This is a genomic window from Pseudomonas sp. B21-010 (assembly GCF_024749325.1).
Classification (GTDB): Bacteria; Pseudomonadota; Gammaproteobacteria; order Pseudomonadales; family Pseudomonadaceae; genus Aquipseudomonas; species Aquipseudomonas kilonensis.
In genome coordinates, this window is sequence record NZ_CP087198.1 from 1,666,363 (window position 1) to 1,692,440 (window position 26,078).

Sequence of the window (26,078 nt, forward strand, 5' to 3'; positions counted from 1 at the left end):
GGTCAGTGATCCTGAGTGGTGGAATCGGTTGCGGTCAAAAAGTCGAGCAGGGTTTGGTTGAAGCGTTCGGGTTGGTCCAGCGGGGTAGCGTGCCGTGAATCGGCGATGACCACCAGCCGTGCGTCGGGCAGCAGTTTTACATAGGCTTCTTTCAGCGCCACCGGGGTGTAGTCGTGGTCGGCGCAGATGACGAGGGTTGGACAGGCAACCTGCGAAAGTCGTTCCTGAACGCCCCAGCCTACAATCGCATCGAAGCTGGCGAGATAAGCACGTTTGTCGTTCTTTGCCCAGCGTCGGGCCATTTCCAGGCGTAACTCGGTTTGTTCGGGCTTGGGGAATAACTTGGCGCCGAGGGCCTTGCCGATGGTCTCCAGGCTGAGCAGGCGCATCAGGCTCCAGCGCTTGAACCATTGCCAGCAATCGTCGAGCGTGCGGACCTTGACCTGCGGGGCACTGTTGACGATGCACACGCTCTTGACCCGATGAGGCTCATCCACCGCCAACTGAAAAACAATCATGCCCCCCATGGACCAACCCACCAGATGCACCGGGCCCAGGCCCAGGTGTTCGATCAAGGCGATCAGGTCGGCGCTGAAACCTTCGATGCTGTAGCGCTCCCGCGGCTTGTCGGAGCGACCGTGGCCGCGCACATCCATCACGATCAGGTGGTAATGGGCGGACAGCACCGGGATCTGCTTTTCCCAGTCGCGGGTGCTGGAACCCAGCCCGTGGACCAGCACCAAGGGCGTGCCGTGGCCGTATTCCTCGTAGTGCAGGTTGCAACCTTCGTGCTCGAAATAGGCCATCGGGGAAATCCTTGTCAGGCTTGTTCAGGGGCGGCGAATGGCGCATCCAGCGGCGCGGTGTCGAAGGTGCGCAGCAATTCGATCAGGATTTGCGTGGCCGGGCCCAGGGGTTTTTCCTTGTTCGAATACAAATAGAAGCTCGGGTTGCGGCTGCCGCCCTGATCCAAGGGTAGCTGTTTAAGCGTGCCTTCCTTGAGTTCCCGCTCGATCATGTGCCGGGGCAGCCAGGCGAAGCCCAGGCCGCTGCCTACGAAGGTCGCGGCGGTGGCCAGGCTGCCGACGGTCCAGCGCTGCTCGGCGCCGAGCCAACCCACGTCGCGAGGTTGCTGGCGTCCGGAGTCGCGGATCACTACTTGCAACTGACTTTCCAGATCCTGGAACGTCAGCTCGCGGTTGAGGCGATGCAGGGCGTGTTCGGGATGGGCCACCGCGACGAATTCAACGTCGCTCAATTCGGCTCCCAGATAGCCAGGAATGCTGAAGCTGCTGATGGCCAGGTCGGCCACGCCTTCGAGCAGCACTTCTTCGACACCCGACAACACTTCTTCGCGCAGCCGTACCCGGCAGCCACGGCTTTGTGGCATGAACGCCGTCAAGGCGCGAACGAGGCGGGCGTTGGGGTAGGCCGCGTCGACCACCAGGCGCACTTCCGCTTCCCAGCCTTGCTCCATGTGGTGGGCCAGGTCTTCCAATTGGCTGGCCTGTTTCACCAGTTGCCGGGAACGGCGCAGCAGTACGCCACCGGCTTCGGTCAACACGGCCTTGCGTCCATCGATGCGCAGCAACGGTACGCCGAGCTGATCCTGCATGCGGGCCACGGTGTAGCTCACTGACGACTGGGAGCGATGCAGCACTTCAGCGGCCTGGGCGAAGCCGCCGTGGTCGACCACGGCCTGCAAGGTGCGCCATTGATCAAGGGTTACGCGGGGCGCTTTCATATCGAGCTCCTCTTGTCCTAAGCTGGCAGTCCCTTGGTGGAGACTGCCGAATGAAGAAAATCTGTTGTGTGGTGCTGGCCTTGCTGCCACTGACTGCGTTTGCCTACCCGATCGATGTGGAAAAACACCTCAACGGCCTGAGCATCGACTACAACGCCTATGACACCGATGCCGATATCGGTTCCATCCAGGTCAACAACTACGGCAGCACCGATGCGGCTTGTACCGTGGTCTTCAGCAATGGCCCGGAAGCACCTCGCACCCGCAAGCTCGAAGTCGCCGCCGGCAAGTTCAAGAACGCCACGGCCAAGTTCAACCGCAACATCATCAAGCTGCGCATCAAGCTGACCTGTCAGCCGAAATAGCCCGGCAGTGGGGCAGGCAATATTGCTTGCTTCGCTTATAAACGAATTTATCGATGCTTTACAGCAGTTATTTGCGCTTTTTCATCGATATGTTCGCGTTTAACCTTCGCTCCATCGACTGACAACATTCTCAGATGGAGCCTACAAGCCATGTCCCGCGTTCTGATCATCGAAAGCAGTGCCCGCCAGCAAGACTCGGTGTCCCGTCAACTGACCCAGACCTTTATCAGCCAGTGGAAAGCGGCGCACCCGGCCGATGAAATCAGCGTTCGCGACCTGGCCATCAACCCGGTACCACACCTGGATGCCAATCTGCTGGGTGGCTGGATGAAGCCGGCCGAGCAGCGCAGCGACGTTGAAAACGCCTCGCTGGAGCGCTCCAACCAACTGACTGATGAACTGCTGGCCGCCGACGTGCTGGTAATGGCTGCACCGATGTACAACTTCGCCATCCCCAGCACCCTGAAAGCCTGGCTCGACCATGTGCTGCGTGCCGGGGTGACGTTCAAATACACCCCCACCGGCCCTCAAGGCCTGCTGGCCGACAAGCGCGCCTTCGTGCTGACCGCCCGTGGCGGCATTCATGCCGGTGGCAGCACGGACCATCAAGAACCCTACTTGCGCCAGGTCATGGGCTTCATCGGGATCCACGACGTGACCTTCATCCATGCCGAAGGCATGAACCTGGGCGGCGACTTCCAGGAGAAGGGCCTGAATCAGGCCAACGCCAAACTGTCCCAGGTCGCCTGATCCGTTAATCCTCGGATAATCGCCAGGTGGTCTAGTGGCCTGGCGCTTCCCTTCAAATCGTTTTGCGCATCGAACCTCCCTTTGCACTTATTGCTCCTGAGTGCATCAGCCCGATTGAACGCTTTAGCGAGATCGGGCTTTTTTTTTGGGGAAATGGAAATAACCACCACCTAAACATGAACGGCCCCTCAAGCCTTGAGGGCCGGGAGATAGGCAGGCCGTAAACTCACTCGGATTGGGCAAGTCTGTCGACGTCTGGCTGTGGTAATTTATGCGCCGAATTACAGTAGGGAGGCTGTGATATGTTAAAAATCAAACGGCAAACATGGGCTCTATTCCTGGTCTATCTCATAGGGGCAGGTGGCTATATCTACTACCTCTATGTCGAGACGCAAAGCGTCCTTACTGACAACATTAATAATAAATTGCTGCATGCCGCGCTGGGTGCTTCGGCCATCCTCGGCGACCGTTACCATGACAATCTGGTCGATAAACAATCCAAATCGCAAGCGCAGGACTGGGATACCATTCAGCGCCTCTCCGGCTTCAACGAGTCCATGGGCACTGCTTTTGTCTATAGCGTGATCAAGCGAGGTGCAAAGGCCTACCTGGTCAGTTCCAGCGCATCGAAAAAAGAAATTCAAGAGAAGAATTTCGTGCGCTTTTTCGACCCTTATCCCGATGCCAGCCAGGCGTTGCTCGATAGTTTTGAGCGTACCGAGCCAACCTGGATCGACTACTCGGATCATTGGGGTGATTTTCGCGCGGTCTTTGTCCCCTTAAAATCACAGGACGGTACGGTGTATGTTGTCGGGGCGGAAGTTACCTTGGCGAGCTACTACCAACAACTTAATCATGACTCCCTGTACCACATCATCCTGGCCATCCTGGTATTTCTCGCTTTCCTCCTTTTACGCATGCGCGCTCATCTCCAGCAACTGCGAGTCAATGAGCAGGTATTGAATCAGGCTAAAAATGCCGCCGAAGACGCTGATCGTTCAAAAACCAGCTTTCTGGCAACCATGAGTCATGAAATTCGCACCCCGATGTACGGTGTCATTGGCGCGACCGAGTTATTGGCCCGGTCCGCCCTGGATCCCGAGCAACGCCGTCTTCTCACAACGATTCATTCCAGTGGACGGACCCTGCTGTCTCTTATCGATAACATTCTCGACCTTGCCAAAATCGAAGCGGGCAAACTTGAATTGAAACCTCGTGTTTTCGAAGTGAGAGCACTGGTTTCATCCTGTATGGAACTAATCCGGCAAAATATCCAGGACAAACCCATAGTGCTGGAGGCGCAGTTTTCCCCGGACGTACCGCCTTTGGTCAAGACCGATATGGATTGCCTTCGCCAGATATTGATCAACTTGCTGGGCAATGCGGTCAAATTTACCGAAGCCGGAAAAATATCGCTGCTGGTCACCACCAGCGGTTACGGCTCTCAAGCGTGGCTCGACTTCTCCATACGCGATACCGGCATCGGTATCCCCACGGAACGGCAAGACAATCTGTTCAAGCCCTTTGCCCAGTTCAAAGGGCCGGCTAGCCAACGCTTCACTGGGAGTGGGTTGGGTCTTTCTATCTGTAAGAACCTGCTCGAGGCGCAGCAGGGGACTTTAACGTTCACCAGTCAGCCAGGTGTCGGCTCGACATTCTCTTTCTCTCTCCCGCTTGCGCTTTTTTCAGTCTCGGAAATACCCATCAAGGATGATCATGCGGCGGTTGGCTTCGACTCGTCTTTTGCCGAGGATTATCCGCTCGATGTCCTTCTGGCGGAGAACCATCCGGTGAGCCAGAAAGTGGCCATGGCGATGCTACAAGAGTTGGGTTATGCACCCGACCTTGCGTCAGATGGCCTGGAAGCGGTCAATCGTTGCGTGGCTTCGATGCCAGAGATCATTCTGATGGATATCAACATGCCCGTGATGGATGGGATGGAGGCTGTGCGTAGAATCCGCGAGTTACCCCAGGGCGACACTTGCTACATCGTTGCTTTCACCGCGAGTGTTTTTTCCAGCGAGATAGAACGTTTCAGGGCCGCTGGTGCCGATGACATCTTGACCAAACCGGCCAACTTCCAGGCGCTGACCCGAGTGCTCCAGCGTGCCGCCAGCCATCGGCACCAGCGTCAGGCCACTCCTTGGGTCGTGGATGAAGTTCCAAGTTAGCGGGAAATCTGTGGGAGCGAGCTTGCTCGCGATTACGGTGGCTCAGAAATACAAATGCTGACTGACACCCCCAATCGCCAGCAAGCTCGCTCCCACCGTTCAAAACCGCTATCTTCGCCGCCATTCGAAACGAGGGGCGGTATGGGCTATCTACTTTTTGTGACATTGATCCAGGCGTTTTCCTTCAGCCTGATCGGCGAGTACCTGGCTGGGCATGTGGACAGTTATTTCGCGGTGCTGGTGCGGGTGTTGCTGGCCGGGCTGGTGTTCATTCCGCTGACGCGCTGGCGCCAGGTGGAGCCGGCGTTCATGCGCGGCATGCTGTTGATCGGCGCCTTGCAGTTTGGCGTGACCTACGTCTGCCTGTACCTGAGCTTCCGAGTGCTGACGGTGCCCGAGGTGCTGCTTTTCACCATCCTGACGCCCCTGCACGTGACCTTGATCGAAGACGCGTTGAACCGTCGCTTCAATCCCTGGGCGCTGATCGCGGCGCTGGTGGCCGTGGCCGGTGCGGCGGTGATTCGCTACGACCGGATCAACCCGGATTTCTTCATGGGCTTCTTGCTGCTGCAGCTGGCCAACTTCACCTATGCGGCCGGACAGGTGCTGTACAAGCACCTGGTGGCCCGCCACCCGAGCGAGCTGCCGCATTACCGGCGTTTCGGTTATTTCTATCTTGGTGCGCTGATGGTGGCGTTGCCGGCTTTCCTGCTGTTCGGCAAGGCCAACTTCTGGCCTGAAGCGCCGCTGCAATGGGGCGTGCTGGTGTTCCTCGGCCTGGTTTCCACCGCGTTGGGGCTGTACTGGTGGAACAAAGGCGCCTGCCTGGTCAATGGCGGGACGCTGGCGGTGATGAACAACCTGCATGTGCCGGTGGGGCTGCTGGTGAACCTGCTGATCTGGAACCAGCATGAGGCACTGGGGCGGTTGCTGCTGGGTGGGTCGGTGATATTGGCGGCGGTTTGGATCAGTCGGTTGGGGGTACGCCAACCGCTGCCTGCACACTGAGTCCTTCACCTTGAATTCTGGATTCTGAGCACTGTGGGAGCGAGCTTGCTCGCGATGGCGGTGTGTCAGAAACATGGATGCTGACTGATACACCGCCATCGCGAGCAAGCTCGCACACAGGGGAATGGGGGGCGGCTTTAGACCACCTGCTTCTGCGGTTCCGGCAGGTGGCTCGCCCCCAGCACCGCCGGCAGCAGCCCCGAGCGCAGGTCCGTGCCGCTTGGCTGCTGGTAGAGGTTCAACCCAAATTCCGGCATCACCGCCAGCAGGTAATCGAAAATATCCCCCTGGATGCGCTCGTAGTCCGCCCACGCAGTGGTACGGGTGAAGCAGTAGATTTCCAGCGGGATGCCCTGGGCGGTGGTCTGCAACTGCCGGACCATGCAGGTCATGTTCGGCTGGATCTCCGCGTGGCTTTTCAAATACGCCAGCGCATAGGCGCGAAAGGTGCCCAGGTTGGTCATCCGCCGACGGTTGGCCGACATCGCCGCGACGTTGCCCTGGGCCTCGTTCCAGGCCTTGAGTTCGGCCTGCTTGCGGCCGATGTAGTCGGTCAGCAGGCGCACCTGGGTCAGGCGCTGTTCTTCCTCGTCATGCAGGAAACGCACGCCGCTGGCGTCAATGAACAGGCTGCGCTTGATCCGTCGCCCGCCGGACTGCTGCATGCCGCGCCAGTTCTTGAACGACTCGGACATCAGCCGCCAGGTGGGGATCGAGACGATGGTCTTGTCGAAATTCTGCACCTTGACCGTGTGCAGCGTGATGTCCACCACGTCACCGTCGGCGCCGACCTGGGGCATCTCGATCCAGTCGCCGACCCGCAGCATGTCGTTGCTGGTCAGTTGCACGCTGGCGACGAACGACAGCAGGGTGTCCTTGTAGACCAACAGGATCACCGCCGACATCGCACCCAGGCCTGACAGCAGCAACAGCGGCGAGCGGTCGATCAGGGTGGCAACGATGATGATCGCGCCAAACACATACAGCACCATCTTCGTCAGTTGCACGTAGCCTTTGATCGAGCGGGTACGTGCATGCTCAGTGCGGGCGTAGACATCCAGCATGGCGCTGAGCAGGGCACTGAGGCTCAGCACCATGAACAGGATGGTGAAAGCCAGGGCGACATTGCCCAGGAAAATCATGCTGGTCTTGCTCAGTTCCGGCACCAGGTGCAGGCCGAACTGGATGATCAGCGACGGCGTCATTTGCGCCAGGCGATGAAAGACCTTGTTCTGGCGCAGGTCGTTGACCCAGTTCAAGGCCGGTTGGCGCCCCAGCAACTTGGCGGCGTGCAAAATCAGGTAACGTGCCACGCGCCCGAGTACCAATGCGATGACCAGCAGCAACATCAGGGCGATGCCGGAATGCAGGATCGGGTGCTGGTCAAGGGCACCCCAGAGGTCTTGGAAATTGACCCAGAGTTGTTTGATGTCCATGGACGAAACGGTTCTTCTATAAAGACGCGACGGTGCGATTAGAGCATTTAAGCCCGGTCAAGTGACCGTTGATGCAATAGCAGCTGATAAAAATGCACTGATTTACCGCCGTTTGTATAAAGAAACTCGGCCTTCGCGCTCGAAACCGTTACCCTATGCAGCTGTTTTTTTGCATTTCTTCGAGGTAGCACCCGTGTTTTCCCAATTCGCCCTGCACGAACGCCTGCTCAAAGCCGTGGCCGAGCTTAAATTTGTCGAGCCAACGCCGGTGCAGGCAGCGGCTATTCCGCTCGCGCTCCAGGGGCGTGACCTGCGGGTGACGGCACAAACCGGCAGCGGCAAGACCGCCGCGTTCGTGCTGCCGATCCTCAACCGCCTGATCGGCCCAGCCAAGGTCCGCGTCAGCATCAAGACCCTGATCCTGTTGCCGACCCGTGAACTGGCCCAGCAGACCTTGAAGGAAGTGGAGCGCTTCTCGCAGTTCACCTTCATCAAGTCCGGCCTGATCACCGGCGGCGAAGACTTCAAGGTCCAGGCCGCCATGCTGCGCAAGGTGCCGGACATCCTGATCGGCACCCCAGGGCGGATGATCGAGCAGTTGAACGCCGGCAACCTCGACCTGAAGGAAGTCGAAGTACTGGTGCTGGACGAAGCCGACCGCATGCTGGACATGGGTTTTGCCGAAGACGTGCAGCGGCTGGTGGACGAATGCGTCAACCGCCAGCAGACCATGCTGTTCTCCGCCACCACTGGCGGCTCGGGCCTGCGCGAGATGATCGCCAAGGTGCTGAACAACCCTGAGCACTTGCAGCTCAACGCGGTCAGCCAACTGAACTCCACCACCCGCCAGCAGATCATCACCGCTGACCACAACCAGCACAAAGAGCAGATCGTCAACTGGTTGCTGGCCAACGAGACCTACGAAAAAGCCATCGTATTCACCAACACCCGGGCCATGGCCGACCGCATCTACGGCCGCCTGGTGGCCCAGGAATACAAGGCGTTCGTACTGCACGGCGAGAAAGACCAGAAGGACCGCAAGCTGGCCATCGACCGCCTCAAGCAGGGCGGCGTGAAAATCCTCGTCGCCACCGACGTCGCCGCCCGCGGCTTGGACGTGGAAGGCCTGGACATGGTCATCAACTTCGACATGCCCCGCAGCGGCGACGAATACGTGCACCGCATCGGTCGTACCGGTCGTGCCGGCAACGACGGCCTGGCGATCTCGCTGATCTGCCACGGCGACTGGAACCTGATGTCGAGCGTCGAGCGCTACCTCAAGCAGAGCTTCGAGCGCCGCACCATCAAGGAAGTCAAAGGCACCTACGGCGGGCCGAAGAAGGTCAAGGCCTCGGGCAAGGCCGTTGGCGTGAAGAAGAAAAAGGTCGACGCCAAGGGCGACAAGAAGAAAACCGGCGCCAAGGCCCCGACCAAGCGCAAGACCGCCAACCGCCCGAAGAGCGACACTCCGTCGCTGGTCAGCAAGGACGGCATGGCCCCACTCAAGCGCCGCAAGCCAGAGGCGCCAGCGGCTGAGTGAGTCAGCGTTAGCGTTTTATGAAAAAACCGGACCTTGGGTCCGGTTTTTTTATGGGCAACTGAATCTGACACCATACCCTGTGGCGAGGGGGATTTGTGGGAGCAAAGCTTGCTCGCGACACAGACGCCTCGGTTTCTGAAAGACCGCATCGCCTTCATCGCGGGCAAGCCTTGCTCCCACAGATCCCCTCCCACAAAAGCGGGTTGTGCTCGGCCTTGTGCAGTCAACCGGCTTTCTTTTCTGCCTTCTTCAGCTCTTCCAAACGCTTATCGATCAACTGGCACTTATCCGGCACATCCTTGCTGGCAGTCTCCATGTCCATTTTCTGCAACTCATCGTTAATTTCCTTGGCCTTAGTTGGGTTCTGTTCGGTGAGCTTGGTCACTTCATTTGCCAATTGTTCGCGCTTGGCGGTCGCTTCCTCTGGCGTGCAAGTGGCCCAGGCGGGCAGGGCACAGGTGAGGGTGGCTGCAAGGGTGAGTTTCAAGAGGGTTTTCATGGCAGAGCCTCATATTCCTTGTTGGGCAGGTAATGGGTTGAGGCCCGGGTTGGTTGGAAAGTTCACCTTGAGTCGCCACCGCTTGAGGTCTTTTTCGGCGTTCCCCTAGCCGATATTAAACAGTCGACTACCATGGAGAATGCGTTTGGACACTTCGCTGTCGGTGCAGATCATGCTTTAGCAAATGGAATAGCTATCCAGGCATACGTATGACCTGAGGTAGTCACTCACTCAAGGAATGAAACCTATGAGCCTTAGAACGATACTCGGTCGGTTGATGTTGTGTCTGTGTGGTCTATTTGCGTTCTCATCGGCCTATGCGGAGAGACTGATTACCGCCACGCCGCTATTACAAGGTGGGGGGATTGTCGTCGATGTCTTTGACAATCCAGCCGCCTCAGGCGGCAAGCCTTCTTCGACGCGCACTGTGCCATTCAAGTCCACATACACTGTTCCGGTGGTGCAGTCGTTCAAGGGCCAGGTCTATATGTTCTGGACCAGTAGAGATGATCAGAAAAATATCTATTACTCCTCCTCAGTAGAGGGAAAAAGCTGGTCCGCGCCAAAATTCATCCCGGTGGGCAGCATCTTGACTGATGTCTCGGCAACCGTATTCAAGCAAGAACTGGTACTGACCTTTGCTGATGTGCAAGGTCGCTTAAATACTATCAGCTCTCGGGACGGAACCGGCTGGCCGCCTAATGTCAGCCCTGTTCCGACCGTCCATACGGCCGCAAGTAACAAGCCTGTCGTCTATAACGGTCAGTTGTTCGTCTTGTATAACGAGAACAGGGGTAAGGCTGTTTATTACGTGACCTATGATGGCGTTAAATGGAGCTCGGAGAAAACCGCATTCCAAGAAGGCCCCGAGACGATCGTGAATCTGGTACCTGTCGTCTATAACGGTGATTTGAGGGTCTATTACACTTTCTTTAACGGCGGCCTGTTCGAGCGTACTTATGACCGGGGTGGTAACTGGGGCGCGAAGCAGGGGCTGACGGGGATACCTGACAAGGGCTCCCTGAACAGTGCAACGATGGTCAATGAGCGCTTGTTCATCAGCAGTGGCCCCAATATTTATTATTCGGCCGATTCTATCGGCCCAACCGGTTCAACCGCTGGACTTAAATGGGCGCCCTATTACGCTTATTCCGGGCGCTCTGCCTACCCCTCGGGGTTGGGGGTTTCCTATGGCATTACTACAAGCGATCTAACCGCGCGTAACCCGCAACTGCCTGTGGATCTGCCGACGGGCCTTAGCCATACCGACTATGCAACCTTCGCCTGGCGCAGCTTTTTCGCACTGAACAATACGGCTGCGGCACCATTGCCCGCTAACCGCGGCGTCGGCAACCCCGCCAGCAGCTTTGCCGATTCGGGCAAGGTGTCGAAGTCTCCCAGCCCCTTGTTATGGCAGACCTTCGCTCACCGTACCGAGTTGTTCCCGGGAATGAACAGAAACGGAGCAGGCGGCCCTACGCGTCCATTTGGTTCTGACCCGCAATACAGTTATATCGAGTTTCCCCAGGGGGCACCTTTGGCGTCGGGCGCTACCTATGCTCATTACAACAATCTGGATGAGGCGACCCAAATCGGTCAGAACGCCATATTTTTCCCGGTTAATCCTCCACATGCAGCGAAGACAACAGAAGACCCAACCGGGGACTACGTGCCTTCAAAGGACAGTCAGATATTGTTTGAGGCCAAGGCGAATCCGGTCATCTATGAGTATGCCAAGAAGCTGACCAGCTACCCCGACACCAATATAGTCCTGCCCGACGGAGCAGTGGAGGTCAAGGCTGCATGGCGCAAGCTGGCAGACATCCCAGTAGAGAATCGCGGGCGCTACCATACGGCAACGGTGGTGACCTACCAAGGCACCGATGCTAGTCCGACGGCTCACAACGAAGACTACGCATTGGTTGCGTTGCACATCATCCATAAGACGGCGAATTACCCGACCTTCATCTTTGCAACGTTCGAGCACGAAGATGCCCTGACGTTACCTGACGGCAAGTCGCCGACCGGTCTCTACTACATCGCCAACTACAACAGGATTGATTACCCCACCACTTCCGCATCGAAGCCTGATGGCCCACCGGTCGCTAAGTTTTCCGACGGCGACAAAACCCATGAGGTTGTCCTGCCCAGGACCGATTTCGTGAAGTCGAGCGTTCCGCAAATCTACTCCGGTACCAAGGGGATACCCAAGGGGCAGGCCGGTCCGATCACTGTAGTGCAACCGCTAACCGTCTTTAACGAAGTCGCTGCGGTCAACAAACAGGTCCAGGCGCTGATGGAGGAGAGCGGCGAATTCACCGATTCAGTCTGGAAGCACTACCGTCTTAAAGGGGTGCAGGCCATCCCTTCGAGCGAACAAACAGACCCGGATTACTACCTGGCCAATATCATGGTCGAAAGCAGTCAGCCGGGGATCCAGCTGTTTCGCGGAGGCAACTCATTCCCCATTCCGGAGGACAGCATCCTGACCAATACCCGTGACTTTAAGAACATCAGGGTGCCGGATTATGACCACGGCACGCAAAGCCTGACCATGGGCGGTTGCATGGGGTGTCACGGCATCGCCCAGAGCCAATTGAAACAAGGCTTCAGTTTCCTGTTTGATGCGATCAAACCACCCAAGGTCAAACCCCATACGCCGAACTTCGTTGAGCCTACCGGCTTCAGGAACCCAGAAACCGTAGGCTTGCCGGATCCTCACACCATGGTTGAGCGGGCCCGCAAATATGCTTTGGGCTTTCAGGGGCAGGACGTGGTTGAGAGTACGGGCAAGTAGCAGCCAAACACCTCGAGCAGGAGGGTCGCAAACGCGGACTGCCCTGCTGTCTGAAACAGGAGCAACGCTCTTTCAATAAAAAACCGGACTTGGGTCCGGTTTTTTTATGGGGGGCGGACCCGGCCGCAGCTGCAAAGGGCGAAACGAGAATATATAGAAACCTGGATTGTTGCCGCTTTACGATCTGTGGGTTGCTCGCCAGCATGTTGATTTGTTGCAGGTAGGAAAGCTCGCTTTCGCATGATTCATTCCCTGGACAATTCGGTCATCCCCTTGGCGCGTGCGACTACTTCCATGGCTTTGTCGATATAGCTTGTATCGCCGGTTTCCAGGGCATCACTCATGAACTCCGCAATGGTCTCTGGAGTGCTGAGGTATTCTGCGGGATCAAATTCTGTGAAGGTCTCAATCATTTTGTGCTCTCCACGCATGTAAAAACGGCGACCCAAAGGTCGCCCGTTTTCATTATTCCGATGCCTGCCTCCGCACCCGTCTCCCAATCACGTCCATCACATCACACCCATCGCGCAGCGCTATTGTCAGCATCTTGCAGAAGTCAGAAAGCACCACCGTATCGGAGCTGATATCTGAGCGGAACGCGATGTTTTCCAGCAGTTGGGTCACGGTGCGGATGCGGTAGTCGGCGGTTTCGAAGAGGACATCGAGTGGTGCTTCGGTGTCGATGAGCAGGGTGGCCGGGGTGCAGTCAATTCCGGTGATGGGCATGTATCTGGTCATAAGCAGAGCCTCGAAAGTTGATGAGTCTCTCTGTAGATCGGGTCGCCAAACCCGGTCGCCTTTTTGGGTGACGAGGGACTATAGGGCGACTCGCTCTTGAGCTACAAGACACCGCTTTCCGAGCTTCATGTAGGACGTTTGGCCTAGCGGTTGTCGGCTTTGGTTCAGGCAACGCAGGCGAGTGCTGCGCAGTCGAGCGGGAGCAAGCTCCCTCGCCACGGGGATCGCGCTCGACTGGGCGGGTTGGCGTATCAGCTGTGGCAGCAGTTGTGGGGCTTGGCCTCTTGGTATTTATCGTGATGCCGCACCCAGTCCATGATTTCGTCTTCGTTGCGGCCCTTGGGCGTCAGGTCGAGGTAGTTGTAGGTGCCGACCAGGATGTCCAGGCCGCGGGCGTAGGTGGAGTAGGTGTGGAAGATGTCGCCGGCTTCGTTGCGATAGAAGACGCTAAGGCCGGGGAGTTCGCCTTCGGTGGTGTCGGTTTTTTCGTAGTTGTAGGTGGCTTTTCCGGCGGCGGTGTCTTGGGCTTTGAAGCTGACGCCGAAGTCGTAGTTGAAGTCGCAGCCTTCGGATGAGACCCAATCGAAGGCCCAGCCCATGCGGCGCTTGAAGGGTTGGAATTCGGCGAAGGGCGCGCGGGAGACGGCGACCACGGCCACGTCGTGGTGGGCCAGGTGTTGGTTGGCGCCGTCGATGTGGTCGGACAGGAAGGAGCAGCCCTGGCAGCCTTCTGTCCAGCCGGGGCCGAACATGAAGTGGTAGATGATCAGTTGGCTGCGGCCGCCGAACAGGTCGGCCAGGCTCAGTTCGCCGTGGGGGCCTTGGAAGCGGTAGGGTTTGTCGATTTTGACCCAGGGCAGGGCGCGACGTTCGGCGCTGAGTTTGTCTCGTTCGCGAGTGAAGGCCTTTTCGTGGGCCAGGTGTTGGCGGCGGGCGGCGAGCCATTCTTCCCGCGAGACGACTGGATGATTCTCTACGTTCATGGTGATTTCTCCTGTAGGCAGTTGCTCAAGTCGGCGTTTCACTCATTGGTCGTTCGGCCTTGGATAAATTCGACAAGCCGTTGGTCGGCTGGTGGGATGGCCCGTCCGCCAACCCGGCTGAACGGTGGCGTGGCGCCTCGGTCACAACCTAGGTAGGCATCTCACTCTTTGGAGGATGGACCAGGATGACGACTTATAACTGGGACTTGATCGAACGGTTGTTGCACGAAGTGCAGAACGGCGCCGGCCACAGCTTTGCTCCTCGGGCTTACGCGGAGGAGTACGCGGCGGCAAAAGCGGCTGAAGGCGAGGCGATCGAGAACCTCGATCATCTGAAAGCGGTCGCCGGGGAGTATGAAAAGTTACTGCTGGAGCGCGGGTATATCGAGCCGCGACCGGAGGAAGAGGGCGGCAATGGTGAGAATTTTGTGCTGACGCCGCGGGGCTCGCGGTTGTTGAGCCTGATCGATAGCAGCATTCCGGGTAACGATCATCCGCGCCAGGTGCTGGATGAGCAGGACGATGCGCTGGATGAGTTTACGTTTGATGAGTTGGCTTCGAAGGCGCAGATTGCCTGACAGGCCTGCACTGAATCCTGTGGGAGCGAGCTTGCTCGCGATAGCGGTCTGACATTCAACAGGTGTGTTGCCTGTTCAACCGCTATCGCGAGCAAGCTCGCTCCCACAGGGGATGTGTGCTGGTTTTATGAGTGTGTTGCTTTCAGGCACTTCAAGTCAGTGAAATCCTTTTTTACCCCGTCGATCTTCTTCAGCAGCTGTTCGCGCTGGGGCGGGGTGCTTTCGGCCATTAGGTCCACCAGCAGGCTGCGGGCCTGGGCTTCGGTTTTGCTGAAGGCCTCGCGGTAGGCAGGGGTCCAGAGGCTTTCGCGGTTGACCAGCAGTTGCTCGATGCGTTTCGGGAAGTCGGGGCTGTGGCGTTGGGCGACGGCTTCGCTGAACTGGTTTTGCCAGTGGGCGCGGTTGGCGATCCATTGCTGGTTCTGGTCCCCCAGGGCGGTGGACCAGGCCGCCACCCTTTGGCGTTGGGCGTCGTTGAGCGGGCCGAGCCAGTCGTTCAGGCGCTTTTCCATGCGTTCGCTACGTTCCTGGATCTGTTCCTGCAGCGTTGGCTTGAGGTATTGCTGCTGGCGTTTGCGCTGGTCCTTGACGAAGGCGGCGTCCATGTCATCGACTTGGTCGTCGTTCAGGCCTTGCAGCAGTTCGATGGCCGAAGGGGTGATTGCCCGGGCGGTTTCGGCGATGGCGGCCTTGGCTTCCCGGGTGCGCTGCTGCAGGGCTTCGTCGGTTACCTGGTCGGTTTGCACCATGGTCTTGAGGCGATCCAGCCAGTCGAGGTAGCCGGGCAATTGGGTGGTGCAATGCCAGGTCAGGTGGTCCTTGAGGCGTTCGTTGAACCAGTCTTTTTGCTCGCCTCTGATGTCCAGGTAATCGTTGAGGGTCCAGGGGATGATCAGGTCGAGGTTGCGGTAGGCCAGGCCGATGCGGCTGCAGGCGGTGAGCGTCAGCAGCAGGGCGATGAACATGGCAGTGCGGGTCAACCAGCGCGGCATGAGCGAGTCCTTGCGAAGGCGTAGGTGCTTTGTTTGAGCATCGCAGACGCGCGGCAGTTCAGCCGATTAAATGCGTAACGCTTAGTAAAAAGGGTGGGCCATCTTGAGGGTCAGCAGGCTGTCGCATTCGCTGTTGTGGCCGGAGTATGCCGAGCAACTGCTGCCGCTGAGGCTTGAGTCGCTGTAGATCAGGTCCAGGTCGAGGCCCTTCCACGGGCGGGAAATTTTCAATGACCAGTCGCTGAAACTGCCGACATAACCGTTCTCGACCGAGACCGGTGTGTTGAGCTGGTGGGTGGTGTATTTGGCGCTGATGCCAATGCCGAACGGTATGTTGCCGCCCAGGTCGGCAAACAGTGTGCTGTTCTGTTTGTCCGGGTCGTTGCTCAGGGCTGCGCCGAAGCGGCTGCCAAGCACGGTCAGGCCGCCGTAGAACTCTTGGCTGTCGAGGGTATCGACGGTGGGGTAGCTGTAGTGGATCAGGCCGACTTCGTAGCCCAGGGTCTGGTCGAAGGGTTGTTTAAAGCCCATGTAGGAATCGACTTCAAGGTCGGCGGAAGGTGTCAGGCCGGCGCTGGGTGACCACTGGCCGACGTACCAGCCACTGTCGTGGCTCAGGTCCAGGCCACCGTGGAACGAACCGCTGCTCGACGGCGTGACCAGGCCCTCGGCCATGCTACGGCTGGGCGTGGTACCAAGCTTGAGGTCGAAGTCGCCGAGCTCGCGCTGGAACACCTGCCCCTGAGCGAGGGAACAAGTCATCAGGCTGATCATCAGCAGAACAATAGGGATACGCATGCTTCACTCCATGAAAGCGAGAAGCAGGATCGGTCAAAAAGCTGAAACGCTTGAGCTAGAGAGGTGAAAGCATACCGGCGAATGCTCGGCTGCGAAGGCCGTTCGTCGATTGATGGGAAATGGGTGGGGCGGGGGAGGGTTCCAGTCCAAGCGCTTCGAAGCTCAAAGCGCTTTGGGACCAGGTGACGCGCAGGTTACTTCTTGCCCAGGCTGATCTGCTTGGACGGGCCGAATGTCTGGCCGCTGACGCCTTTGGCAATTTGCTGGATCTCGCCGCCGGACTTGAGGAACGCAGCGATCTGGTCGTTGATCGACTCGCTGGTTTCAACGGCTGGAGCTGGCTTTGCTTTGCTGTTGGATGCTTTTACGCGCATGACGGCCATTAACCTGTAGATAATTAATTGGGCCAGGCATCGTACAGGAAATACTTGACAATTGCTTGGCAAATATCCTTCTGAATTATCGCTATCGTGATGGGAATAATGAGCGATTATCCTGCAATTATCGCCCTAAGCCTCTGTTTTAAATAACAACCGTGGGTGAGTTACGGCGTTGACAGCGAGCTGTAGGCAGCGTCGCCTGCCTGACGAATGGCCGCGCCTGGGGCGAAAGCCCAGGAAAATCAACGGTTGTGCAGGACCTTGCTGGCAAACCTTGCCGGCGGCCACGAATCGCGCCGCAAAACCGGGTAGAATGCCGCCCACGCAATGAGGGTATTGGAAATGGCTTTAGTCGGGCGCTACAACAGTTTGCAAGTGGTTAAACACACTAACTTCGGTTTATATCTGGACGGCGGTGCGGACGGCGAAATCCTGCTGCCCAACCGTTATATCCCCAAGGATATTCCCAGTGAAGATGAAGACTGGCTCAATGTTTTTATTTATCTGGACAGCGACGACAAACTGATCGCCACCACGGAAAAACCCAAAGTTCAGGTGGGTGAGTTCGCCAGCCTGAAAGTGGCTGAAGTCAACAGCATCGGCGTGTTTCTGGACTGGGGCCTGCCCAAGGATCTGTTGCTGCCGTACTCCGAAGAAAAGCGCCAGATGACCGCCGGCGAATACTGCGTGGTGCACGTCTACCTCGACAAGCACACCCGCCGCATCACTGCCACGGCGCGTCTGGATCGTTATCTGGACAAGACCCCGGCCAACTACACGCCGGGTCAGGAAGTGGATTTGCTGGTCGCCGAAGCCACCGACATGGGGTTCAAGGCGATCATCAACAACAAGCACTGGGGCCTGATCCACAAGAACGAAATCTTCAAGTTCATGCGCGCCGGCAAACAGGAAAAAGGCTTCATCAAGGAAATCCGCCCGGACGGCAAGATCAGCCTGAGCCTGCAGCCCGTGGGCCAGGAAGCCTCCACCAGCCTGAACGCCAAGATCCTCGCCAAGTTGCGTGAAAACAACGGCACGTTGCCGGTCAGCGACAAGAGCGATCCGGTGCTGATCAGTAGCCTGTTTGGCGTGAGCAAGGGCAACTTCAAGAAAGCCATTGGTGCGCTGTACAAGAATGGGCAGATTGTCATTCATGCCGATCGCATTGAATTGAGCTGATTGACCACAGAATCCTGTGGTCCTGTGGCGAGGGAGCTTGCTCCCGCTGGGGCGCGAAGCGGCCCCCGAGCCTGCCACCTCGGAGTGTCTGATTGACTTAACACTCCTGGTTTTGGGCTGCTTCGCAGCCCAGCGGGAGCAAGCTCCCTCGCCACAGGTTGATCCTCTCTGTATACAAAATCCTGCACCTTTAGCATGCACCCGCGCCCTGTTCGTGGGCGCATGCCTGCTCTTGCCCGGCTTTAAGCGCCGCTGAACCCCCCGGCTTGTCTCACATTTCGCCGCTATGGCACGCATTCTGCGTAGCAACGCGTATACAAACCATGCCGGCTCCCGTGCGCAGTATGGTGAGCAGGTCGATGCGGGGGCACGGCGGTACTCAAAGGAGCCCCGCAATGTCCGAGCAATTGCCCAACGGCTACAGCCCCCGCCTCTATAACGAGGACTTGGGCCCGCTGCCGCAGAAATGGAATTGGTACAACATCTTCGCCTTCTGGATGAGCGATGTGCACAGCGTGGGTGGCTATGTGTTTGCCGCCAGTCTGTTCGCGCTGGGGTTGGCGAGTTGGCAGGTGTTGATTGCCTTGCTCGGCGGGATCTGCATCGTGCAGTTGATCGCCAACCTAGTCGCCAGGCCGAGCCAGCAGGCGGCGGTGCCGTATCCGGTGATCTGTCGGCTGGCGTTCGGCGTGTTCGGGGCGAATATCCCCGCTGTCATTCGTGGCTTGATCGCCGTGGCCTGGTACGGCATTCAGACGTACTTGGCCTCCAGCGCGCTGATCATCGTGGTGCTACGGTTTTTTCCTTCGATGGAAGCCTACGCGACGCCGCATTTTGCCGGCTTGTCCTACCTAGGTTGGTTCGGTTTCCTCAGCTTGTGGTTCGTTCAGGCGCTGGTGTTCTGGACCGGTATGGAATCGATCCGTCGTTTCATCGACTGGGCCGGGCCGGTGGTCTATGCGGTGATGTTCCTGTTGGCCGGTTGGATCGTGTGGAAGGCCGGTTGGAGCAATATCAGCTTCACCCTGGCGGAAAAGTCCTTGTCCGGCTGGCAGGCGTTCGGCCAGGTGATCGTGGCGACGGCGCTGGTGGTGTCGTACTTTTCCGGTCCGACCCTGAACTTCGGCGATTTCAGCCGTTACTGCCGGAGCATGTCTGACGTGCGCCGGGGCAATTTCTGGGGACTGCCGGTGAATTTCCTGGCGTTCTCCCTGGTCACCGTGGTGATTGTTTCCGGGACCTTGCCGGTGTTCGGCGAAATGCTTCATGACCCGATCGCCACCGTGGCGCGCATCGACAACAGTGTGGCCGTCTTGCTGGGCGCCTTTGCCTTTGTGACCGCCACCATCGGCATCAACATTGTCGCCAACTTCGTCTCCCCGGCGTTCGACTTCGCCAACGTCGCGCCCAGCAAGATCAGCTGGCGCGCCGGCGGCATGATCGCGGCGGTGGCCTCGATTTTCATCACGCCGTGGAACCTGTTCAATAACCCTGAAGTGATCCACTACACCCTGGACGTGTTGGCGGCGTTTATCGGGCCGCTGTTCGGGATCCTGCTGGTGGATTACTACCTGATCAAAAAGCAGCAGATCGACGTGGATGCGCTGTTCAACGACGGGCCGAGCGGGCGTTATTACTACAGTGGCGGCATCAACTGGACCGCAGTCAAGGCGTTGATTCCGGCGACGCTGATGGGGGTGGCGATCACCTTCACGCCGCTGCTGCAACCGATGGCCAACTTTGCCTGGTTCACCGGTTGCTTCCTCGGTGGGGTGTTGTATTTCGCCTTGGCGCGACGTGAGCCGGCCGCGCAGTTGAACAAGTCGTTCAGCCCGGCCGGCCAGGCCTGATCAACGCAGGGCGGTCTGGGCGCACGGCCTTGCCACGGCCTGGCTGGTGGGCCGCAGCAGCAGGCCGCCGGCCAGCAGCAGACCGCTGCCGGCGATGATCAGCGCCGGTTGCAGGCCGCCGCTGAAATGGCTGCTCAGCGCCGCCAGCAGTGGCCCGCTCAGCTGGCCCACGGCAAAACAGGCGGTCAACAGGCCCGCATTGCGCTGGGTGGCGTGGGGCGCCAGTTCCCGGGAGCGCAGCATCACCAGCTGCATGCAGGCCAGGAACGGCGTGCCACACAGAATCACGCCCAATGCCAGGCCCGGTCCGCTGCCCAACAGGCAGGCAAACACCCCAGCGGCTTGCAGCCAGAGCGTACCGATCAGCCAGCGACCGGTGGTGTTCGGGTTGGGGCGACGCAGGCTGACCAGTAACACACCGGTGGCGGCGGCCAGGCCGAAGCAGGGCCAGAACAGGTCGGCCAGCCATTGTCCGTGGAACTGCGCCGAGGCCATTTGCGACAGGAACGTGGCTGGAATGATGTAGCCCACGCCATACAGCGCGTACACCACGCCCAGTCGAGCGATGCCGGCGTTCGGCGCAGGGCTGGCCGACCCGGCGACAGGTGTTGCGACGGCCGGCTGCGGCAGGATCGGCAAGATCACCAGCAACATCGCCAACGCCACGCCGGCATATACCAGCCATAGGGTCGCGGAGGTCTGGCCCAGCAGGTTCAAGCCCAAAGCGAGCAGGCCGGTCAGGAAAATTCCCAGACCCGGGCCGGCAAACACCAGCGCGCCGAGCCGTGGCCGTCCCGCCGCCGCTGCCAAGGGCTGGCTCAGGGCGGTGATCATCACCAGCACCCAGGCACTCGCCACGCCGGTGCCAAAGCGCAATGCCAGGTGTGGCCAGAAACCCCAGGCCCAGAACGAGGCCAAGGTCAGCAATACACACAGCCACAGGCCGCCGAGCAACCGTCGCCGCACCTGTTCTGGACGGCGGGCGAACATGGCATCCAGCGCGCCGAGGAAATAACCCAGGTAGTTGGCCGCGGCAATCAGACCGGCGGCGGTCAAGTCGAGCTGACCTTCGCCGATCAAATGAGGTAACTGGGGCGTAAGGGCGAAGCGGCCAATGCCCATGGCCATCATCAGCGCGATGAAACTGCCGAGCAGGCGAATAAGAGGTGACATGGTCGTTCTCCAGTGTCGAGGCGAATGACCGTCAGGCTAGGACTGATTGACTTTCATTAAAAATGAATAATAGTGAGTAACTTGTTCTTTTTTGGAGAAGGTCGTGGAGTTCAGCCAATTACGGATTTTCCAGGCCGTGGCCGAGGAAGGTTCCATCACCCGGGCCGCCGAGCGCCTGCACCGGGTGCCGTCGAACCTTTCGACCCGGCTCAAGCAGCTTGAAGAGCAACTGGGCGTGGACCTTTTCCTGCGCGAGCGTCAGCGTTTGCAGTTGTCACCGGCAGGAAAAGTCCTGCTGGACTATGCGGCCAAGCTGTTCGCCTTGCACGACGAAGCCCATGCGGCGGTGCAGGGCGGCCAGCCGGCCGGGGACTTCCTGCTGGGCACGATGTACAGCACGGCGGCGACGCATCTGCCGGACTTGCTGGCGGCTTATCACCGGGCGTATCCGGCGGTGAACCTGCAAGTGCAGTCCGGGCCGAGTGGCGAATTGCTCGAGGGCCTGCTCACCAATCGTCTCGACGCGGCGTTGGTGGATGGCCCGCTGGAGCTGGCGGGGCTCGATGGCGTGCCGTTGTGCGACGAGCGGTTGGTGCTGATAACCGAGGCCGATCATGCGCCGGTACGCAGCGCGCTGGATGTGCAGGGCCGCGCGGTGTTCACGTTCCGGCGTGGTTGCTCCTACCGGATGCGCTTGGAGGCCTGGTTTGCCCATGACCACGCGACCATGGGCCGGGCGATGGAAATCGAGTCTTACCAAGGGATGCTGGCGTGTGTGATCGCCGGGTCCGGGGTGGCGTTGATGTCCGAGTCGATGCTGGCCAGCCTGCCGGGCCGCGAGCGGGTGACGGTGCATCCGTTGGCCGAGCCGTTTGCCAGCGCCACGACCTGGCTGATGTGGCGCAAAGGCATGGTCGGGGCCAACCTCAACGCTTGGATTGAATTGCAACAACAGGCCTGGCCGCGAGCGCCCATGACGACGGCGCAATCGGCTTGAACTCCGGGAGGTGGATTTGGATCAATTCAGTAACAGATCATTGCAAACTGAGACGAGCATTGCGTAGAACATCGGACTATTATCAGTGCGAAGGGGCCACAGTAATTTGCCGCTCGTACCACCCTGAGGGGGCACCACGATGAAAGAGAAAATCCAGAATTGGCTTCACGACCTGGGTGTCGCGCTTGGCCTGATCGAGCCACCGATGCAACCGGTACCGATCCGCACCGATGACGAGCAACGCCGCCGCCAACCGCGCCGCCGGTAAACCCACCAGGATTTGGAGAGATCGCAGTTGCGGACCATTTCAGTCGAGATGGCCCGCAACTGCGATCTTTTTATTTCTGAAGACTGAATCTGTGGGAGCGAGCTTGCTCGCGATAGCGGTGGACCAGCATGCATTCAGGTTGAATGTACCGCCGTCATCGCGAGCAAGCTCGCTCCCACAGGGATCTCATTGCCCAGGGTTATCGGTCAAACCACCTTGGCCACCACGCTCGGCCGTGGCGACAACAAGCTCACCAGCACAAAACTCACCAGCGCCACGCTCAGGCTGTAGTAGATCGGCGTGTTGGCGTCCAGGCCATCCTTGAGCATGAAGAACAGCGCGGTCAGGAAGCCCAGCGACATGCTGGTGATCGCGCCGGCGGTGGTGGCGCGTTTCCAGTAGATGGCGCCGATCAGCGGGATCAGCATGCCGCCCACCAACAGGTTGTAGGCCAGGGTCAGGGCGCTGATGACGTCGCTGACCACCAGGGCGATCACCAACACCACCGCCCCCATCAGCAGGGTCGCGATGCGGTTTTCGTGGACGTCGCCACTGCCGCTTTCACGGCCCTGGCGCAGACGGGGCAGCAAGTCCTGGACCACCGTGGTGGACGCCGCGAGCAGGCCCGCTGCGGCGGTGGACATCAAGGCTGCCAGGGCCGCGGCGATCACCAATCCACGAATGCCGTTGGGCAGGCTGGTCTGGACGATGCTGGCGAAGGCGTTGTTGACGTTTTCCAGGTCCGGCAGCAAGACCTTGGCCGCCATGCCGATCAACGCACCGGCCAGGCCGTACAGCATGCAGTACAGGCCGGCGGCGGTGCCGGCCACTTTGGCCACGCCTTCGCTGCGAGCGGTGAACACCCGCTGCCAGATGTCCTGGCCGATGAAGATGCCGAAGAAGTAGATCAGGAAGTAGGTGAGGATGGTGTCCCAGCCAATCGCGGTGAAATCGAAATAGCTGGCCGGCAAAGCCGCCACCATCGCATCCCAGCCGCCGGCATCGACGATGGACATCGGCATCAAAAGGAACACCAGGCCAACGGTCATGATCAGAAATTGCACGATGTCGGTGAGGGTCAGCGACCACATGCCGCCGATGGTGGAATACAGCACCACCACGCCGCCGCCCACCAGGATCGACACCCAGAACGGCAAGCCGAACAGCACCTGCATCACGGTGCCGATGGCGATGGTCGAGGTGGCGCCGATCATCAGTGCGTAAACCAGCATGATCAGCGCACTGGCCTGGCGCGCGGCCGGGTTGTAGCGGCGCTCCAGCACCTGGGTCACGGTGTAGATCTTGAGCTTGAGTAACGGCTTGGCGAGGAACAGGCTGAGGCCGACGATGCCCAGGCCGATGGCGCCGCACAGCCAGAATCCGGAAATACCGTAGACGTAGCCCAGGCGCACGGTGCCAATGGTGGACGCGCCGCCCAGCACGGTGGCGGCCATGGTGCCCAGGTAAAAGCCCGGGCCGAGATTGCGCCCGGCGACCAGGTAGTCGTCACGGGTTTTAGCGCGGCGCATGCCGTACCAGCCGAGGGCGATCATGCCAGTGGCGTAGAGAAGAACGACGATTAAGTCCAAAGCCATGGTGGCGTGTCTCCGATTGTCTTTTTTATGTGGGGCGAGGCGATGCTGTCCCTGGCACTGCAGCCTCAGTGCGAACGCTGTTGTGGCCAGAGATTGCTCCCGCAGGGCTCTGTAGGGGCTGGCGAAGCCTGCGATCTTTTGATCTTTCGCTTGAGATTCAAGTGTCTGGGGAAAGATCGCAGCCTCGTTGCACTCGACAGCTCCTACGGGCGCAGCCCAGCGGGAGCAATCTCTGGCCACAGGTATTTCGTGTGTTCGGATCAGGCGGTTTGCCTGAGGACCGGCTTATCGACGGGCATCGAAGCGTCCTTGCTCCGCGGATCCTGCGGCCCATACACCGCCGCGGGTTCCGGAAACAGCCCCAGCAACACCAGGTACACCACCGAGGCCAGGCCCAGGGTCACCGGCAGGCTGATGTCGATCCCGCCGGCCAGTTCCCCCAGCGGCCCGACGAACTGCCCCGGCAGGTTGACGAAGCACAACCCCACCAGCGCGCTGGGGATCCATGCCCCCAGGCCGCGCCAGTTCCAGCCGTGGCTGAACCAGTAGCGCCCGCCGGTTTCGCCGCGGGTGAACACTTGCAGGTCATCCGGGCAGTAGAAGCCGCGGCGCACCAACAGGCCGATGATCATGATCACCATCCACGGCGTGGTGCAGGTGATGATCAGCACGGCGAAGGTCGAGACGCTCTGTACCAGGTTCGCCGCGAAGCGCCCGATGAAGATGAACGCAATCGACAGCACGCCGATCAGCAGCGTTGCCTTGACCCGCGACAGTACCCGTGGAAACACGCTGGACATGTCCAGGCCGGTGCCATACAGCGACGTGGTGCCGGTGGACATGCCGCCGATCACCGCGATCAGGCACACCGGCAGGAAGAACCAGCTCGGCGAAACCGCCAGCAGCCCGCCCACGTAGTTGTTGGCCGCGATGTAGTCCGGCGCCTTGATCGCCACGATGGTGGCGGTGGCGAGGCCGAACAGGAACGGGATCAACGTCGCCAGCTGCGCAGCGATCACGGCCAGCATGATGCGGTGCTTGGGCGTGTTGCGGGGGATGTAGCGCGACCAGTCACCCAGGAACGCACCGAAGGAAATCGGGTTGCTCATGGCCACCAGCGCCGCGCCGATGAACGCCGCCCAGAAGCCCGGCTGGCCGAGGCTGACGGTGCCGGCGAACTGGCTGTCGAAGGTCGGTGCGAAGGCCAGGATGCCCAGCAAAAACAGCAGGCTGGCCGCCCACACGGCGATGCGGTTGACCCACAGCATGAAGCGAAAGCCGTAGATGCATACCGTCAATACCAGCAGGGCGAACAGGCCGTAGGCCAGGCCCAGGCTCAGGTCGGTCTCTGGCACGCCGATCAGCCGCTTGGCGCCGCCGATCAACGCGTCCCCCGAACTCCACACCGACAGCGAGAAGAACGCGATGGCGGTCAGCAACGAAAGGAACGAGCCGACGATTCGCCCGTGCACGCCGAAGTGCGCACCGGAAGAAACCGCGTTGTTGGTGCCATTGAGTGGGCCGAACAGGCCCATGGGCGCGAGGATGATCGAACCGACCAGGACACCCAGCACAATGGCCCAGACCCCGGCCTGGAATGACAGGCCGAACAGCACTGGGAAACTGCCGAGCACGGCGGTGGCGAAGGTGTTGGCGCCGCCGAAGATCAAGCGAAACAGGTCGCTTGGGCCGGCCGTTCGTTCGTGGTCCGGGATCTGTTCGACCCCGAAGGTTTCAATTTGCGTAAGGCTGTTGTCGTTATTGTTATGCATGATCTGCTCCGATCATCGAGGCGCATTCATCGAATGTGAATGTCGCCTGTTGCTAAGGGGATGGCAGCCCTTCCGGCATTGCGGACAAATGTTCGTGACAGGCCAGCCATAGGCCTTGTTGTTCTTGGCGAAACACAATGGTTTCGCGCTCCTGGCTAAAGTGCAGCTCCCCTAGCATGCGCAGCTCGGTGGCCACGTCATGGATGAAAATCGCCACGTCCCCTTGCAGGCTGACGAAGGCGTTGCTCGAGGTGCAATTGAGCACCTCGAAGCCATCCTCGGACCGCCAGCGATCCCACAACGCCAGGTAGGCATCGCGTGACAGCAGGGGCTGTTCGAGGGTGTAGAACACGAAACTCGCATCGGCCGTGAATGCGCCGAAGTAGGCGTCGCGCTCATTGCGGGCGAAGGCCGACACCAATTCGGCGGCGGCCTTGAGAACCTGATCTCGATCATTCATGACCG

Annotated in this window: 24 protein-coding genes and 1 pseudogene; 11 read left to right on the top strand and 14 right to left on the bottom strand. The window is 59.4% G+C overall.

What is annotated here, in order from left to right:
* Nucleotides 1–2: 2 nt before the first annotated feature.
* Together LOY50_RS07405 and LOY50_RS07410 are read right to left on the bottom strand one after the other, a co-directional pair.
* The gene (locus tag LOY50_RS07405; protein WP_253472308.1) at nucleotides 3–806 is read right to left on the bottom strand and encodes an alpha/beta fold hydrolase; all 804 of its coding nucleotides are present in this window, start codon (nucleotides 804–806) and stop codon (nucleotides 3–5) included.
* Nucleotides 807–820: 14 nt separating this feature from the next.
* Nucleotides 821–1,744, bottom strand: coding sequence for a LysR family transcriptional regulator (locus tag LOY50_RS07410; protein ID WP_003198924.1), 924 nt, complete (start codon nucleotides 1,742–1,744; stop codon nucleotides 821–823).
* A gap of 50 nt (nucleotides 1,745–1,794) precedes the next feature.
* On the opposite strand from LOY50_RS07410, the gene LOY50_RS07415 reads away from it, so the two are divergent.
* From LOY50_RS07415 to LOY50_RS07430, 4 genes are all read left to right on the top strand, one after another.
* A complete protein-coding gene (locus tag LOY50_RS07415; protein WP_018607591.1) occupies nucleotides 1,795–2,109 on the top strand; it encodes a hypothetical protein in 315 nt (104 codons plus the stop codon).
* Nucleotides 2,110–2,259: 150 nt separating this feature from the next.
* The gene (locus tag LOY50_RS07420; RefSeq protein WP_018607593.1) at nucleotides 2,260–2,859 is read left to right on the top strand and encodes an FMN-dependent NADH-azoreductase; all 600 of its coding nucleotides are present in this window, start codon (nucleotides 2,260–2,262) and stop codon (nucleotides 2,857–2,859) included.
* 302 nt (nucleotides 2,860–3,161) lie between these two features.
* Nucleotides 3,162–5,030: an ATP-binding protein gene (locus LOY50_RS07425; RefSeq protein WP_253472310.1), complete on the top strand. Its 1,869-nt coding sequence runs from the start codon at nucleotides 3,162–3,164 to the stop codon at nucleotides 5,028–5,030.
* 141 nt (nucleotides 5,031–5,171) lie between these two features.
* Nucleotides 5,172–6,038, top strand: coding sequence for a carboxylate/amino acid/amine transporter (locus tag LOY50_RS07430; RefSeq protein ID WP_253472312.1), 867 nt, complete (start codon nucleotides 5,172–5,174; stop codon nucleotides 6,036–6,038).
* Nucleotides 6,039–6,175: 137 nt separating this feature from the next.
* On the opposite strand, the gene LOY50_RS07435 is transcribed toward LOY50_RS07430, so the two are convergent.
* Nucleotides 6,176–7,474: a mechanosensitive ion channel family protein gene (locus tag LOY50_RS07435; protein ID WP_253472314.1), complete on the bottom strand. Its 1,299-nt coding sequence runs from the start codon at nucleotides 7,472–7,474 to the stop codon at nucleotides 6,176–6,178.
* Nucleotides 7,475–7,667: 193 nt separating this feature from the next.
* On the opposite strand from LOY50_RS07435, the gene LOY50_RS07440 reads away from it, so the two are divergent.
* Nucleotides 7,668–9,014, top strand: coding sequence for a DEAD/DEAH box helicase (locus LOY50_RS07440; protein WP_253472316.1), 1,347 nt, complete (start codon nucleotides 7,668–7,670; stop codon nucleotides 9,012–9,014).
* A gap of 223 nt (nucleotides 9,015–9,237) precedes the next feature.
* Here LOY50_RS07440 and LOY50_RS07445 read toward each other — a convergent pair whose 3' ends face one another.
* Entirely contained in the window at nucleotides 9,238–9,513 is a 276-nt protein-coding gene (locus tag LOY50_RS07445; protein ID WP_253472318.1) for a hypothetical protein, read from the bottom strand.
* A 247-nt stretch (nucleotides 9,514–9,760) separates the two neighbouring features.
* Between LOY50_RS07445 and LOY50_RS07450 the strand changes: the two genes are divergently transcribed.
* Complete coding sequence (locus LOY50_RS07450) at nucleotides 9,761–12,310, top strand: exo-alpha-sialidase (protein ID WP_258690562.1); 2,550 nt, start codon at nucleotides 9,761–9,763, stop codon at nucleotides 12,308–12,310.
* Between the two features lie 248 nt (nucleotides 12,311–12,558).
* Here the strand turns inward: LOY50_RS07450 and LOY50_RS07455 are convergent.
* The 3 genes and pseudogenes from LOY50_RS07455 to LOY50_RS07465 all read right to left on the bottom strand — a co-directional run.
* A pseudogene (locus tag LOY50_RS07455) lies at nucleotides 12,559–12,723 on the bottom strand (addiction module antidote protein); the annotation flags it as partial.
* A gap of 52 nt (nucleotides 12,724–12,775) precedes the next feature.
* Nucleotides 12,776–13,048 carry a hypothetical protein gene (locus LOY50_RS07460; RefSeq protein WP_258690563.1) on the bottom strand — a complete coding sequence of 91 codons (273 nt, stop codon included), beginning with the start codon at nucleotides 13,046–13,048 and terminating at the stop codon, nucleotides 12,776–12,778.
* Between the two features lie 251 nt (nucleotides 13,049–13,299).
* Nucleotides 13,300–14,031 (bottom strand): thioredoxin family protein, encoded by a 732-nt coding sequence (locus tag LOY50_RS07465; RefSeq protein ID WP_253472324.1) that lies wholly within the window; start codon nucleotides 14,029–14,031, stop codon nucleotides 13,300–13,302.
* 185 nt (nucleotides 14,032–14,216) lie between these two features.
* On the opposite strand from LOY50_RS07465, the gene LOY50_RS07470 reads away from it, so the two are divergent.
* A complete protein-coding gene (locus LOY50_RS07470; RefSeq protein WP_258690564.1) occupies nucleotides 14,217–14,609 on the top strand; it encodes a transcriptional regulator in 393 nt (130 codons plus the stop codon).
* Between the two features lie 125 nt (nucleotides 14,610–14,734).
* On the opposite strand, the gene LOY50_RS07475 is transcribed toward LOY50_RS07470, so the two are convergent.
* The 3 genes from LOY50_RS07475 to LOY50_RS07485 all read right to left on the bottom strand — a co-directional run bounded on the left by LOY50_RS07475 (nucleotide 14,735) and on the right by LOY50_RS07485 (nucleotide 16,782).
* A complete protein-coding gene (locus LOY50_RS07475) occupies nucleotides 14,735–15,601 on the bottom strand; it encodes a DUF6279 family lipoprotein (protein WP_253472328.1) in 867 nt (288 codons plus the stop codon).
* A gap of 81 nt (nucleotides 15,602–15,682) precedes the next feature.
* A complete protein-coding gene (locus LOY50_RS07480; RefSeq protein ID WP_223472324.1) occupies nucleotides 15,683–16,399 on the bottom strand; it encodes a TorF family putative porin in 717 nt (238 codons plus the stop codon).
* Nucleotides 16,400–16,593: 194 nt separating this feature from the next.
* Complete coding sequence (locus LOY50_RS07485; protein ID WP_018607615.1) at nucleotides 16,594–16,782, bottom strand: hypothetical protein; 189 nt, start codon at nucleotides 16,780–16,782, stop codon at nucleotides 16,594–16,596.
* Between the two features lie 339 nt (nucleotides 16,783–17,121).
* Here LOY50_RS07485 and LOY50_RS07490 point away from each other — a divergent pair, with 339 nt between their 5' ends.
* Nucleotides 17,122–17,958: a S1 RNA-binding domain-containing protein gene (locus LOY50_RS07490; RefSeq protein WP_253472329.1), complete on the top strand. Its 837-nt coding sequence runs from the start codon at nucleotides 17,122–17,124 to the stop codon at nucleotides 17,956–17,958.
* Nucleotides 17,959–18,353: 395 nt separating this feature from the next.
* Nucleotides 18,354–19,808, top strand: a complete 1,455-nt coding sequence (locus LOY50_RS07495; protein ID WP_253472330.1) for an NCS1 family nucleobase:cation symporter-1 — start codon at nucleotides 18,354–18,356, stop codon at nucleotides 19,806–19,808.
* Here LOY50_RS07495 and LOY50_RS07500 read toward each other — a convergent pair whose 3' ends face one another.
* Nucleotides 19,809–20,981 carry an MFS transporter gene (locus LOY50_RS07500; protein ID WP_258690565.1) on the bottom strand — a complete coding sequence of 391 codons (1,173 nt, stop codon included), beginning with the start codon at nucleotides 20,979–20,981 and terminating at the stop codon, nucleotides 19,809–19,811.
* Nucleotides 20,982–21,084: 103 nt separating this feature from the next.
* Here LOY50_RS07500 and ptrR point away from each other — a divergent pair, with 103 nt between their 5' ends.
* Together ptrR and LOY50_RS07510 are read left to right on the top strand one after the other, a co-directional pair.
* Nucleotides 21,085–21,978, top strand: a complete 894-nt coding sequence (ptrR, locus tag LOY50_RS07505) for a putrescine utilization regulator PtrR (protein WP_253472334.1) — start codon at nucleotides 21,085–21,087, stop codon at nucleotides 21,976–21,978.
* Nucleotides 21,979–22,117: 139 nt separating this feature from the next.
* Nucleotides 22,118–22,246: a PA1414 family protein gene (locus LOY50_RS07510; protein ID WP_003198971.1), complete on the top strand. Its 129-nt coding sequence runs from the start codon at nucleotides 22,118–22,120 to the stop codon at nucleotides 22,244–22,246.
* Nucleotides 22,247–22,452: 206 nt separating this feature from the next.
* On the opposite strand, the gene LOY50_RS07515 is transcribed toward LOY50_RS07510, so the two are convergent.
* From LOY50_RS07515 to LOY50_RS07525, 3 genes are all read right to left on the bottom strand, one after another.
* Entirely contained in the window at nucleotides 22,453–23,841 is a 1,389-nt protein-coding gene (locus tag LOY50_RS07515) for a sodium:solute symporter (protein ID WP_258690566.1), read from the bottom strand.
* Between the two features lie 260 nt (nucleotides 23,842–24,101).
* Nucleotides 24,102–25,616 carry a cytosine permease gene (locus LOY50_RS07520; protein ID WP_253478447.1) on the bottom strand — a complete coding sequence of 505 codons (1,515 nt, stop codon included), beginning with the start codon at nucleotides 25,614–25,616 and terminating at the stop codon, nucleotides 24,102–24,104.
* Nucleotides 25,617–25,665: 49 nt separating this feature from the next.
* Entirely contained in the window at nucleotides 25,666–26,073 is a 408-nt protein-coding gene (locus LOY50_RS07525) for a nuclear transport factor 2 family protein (RefSeq protein WP_253472338.1), read from the bottom strand.
* Nucleotides 26,074–26,078 lie beyond the last annotated feature (5 nt).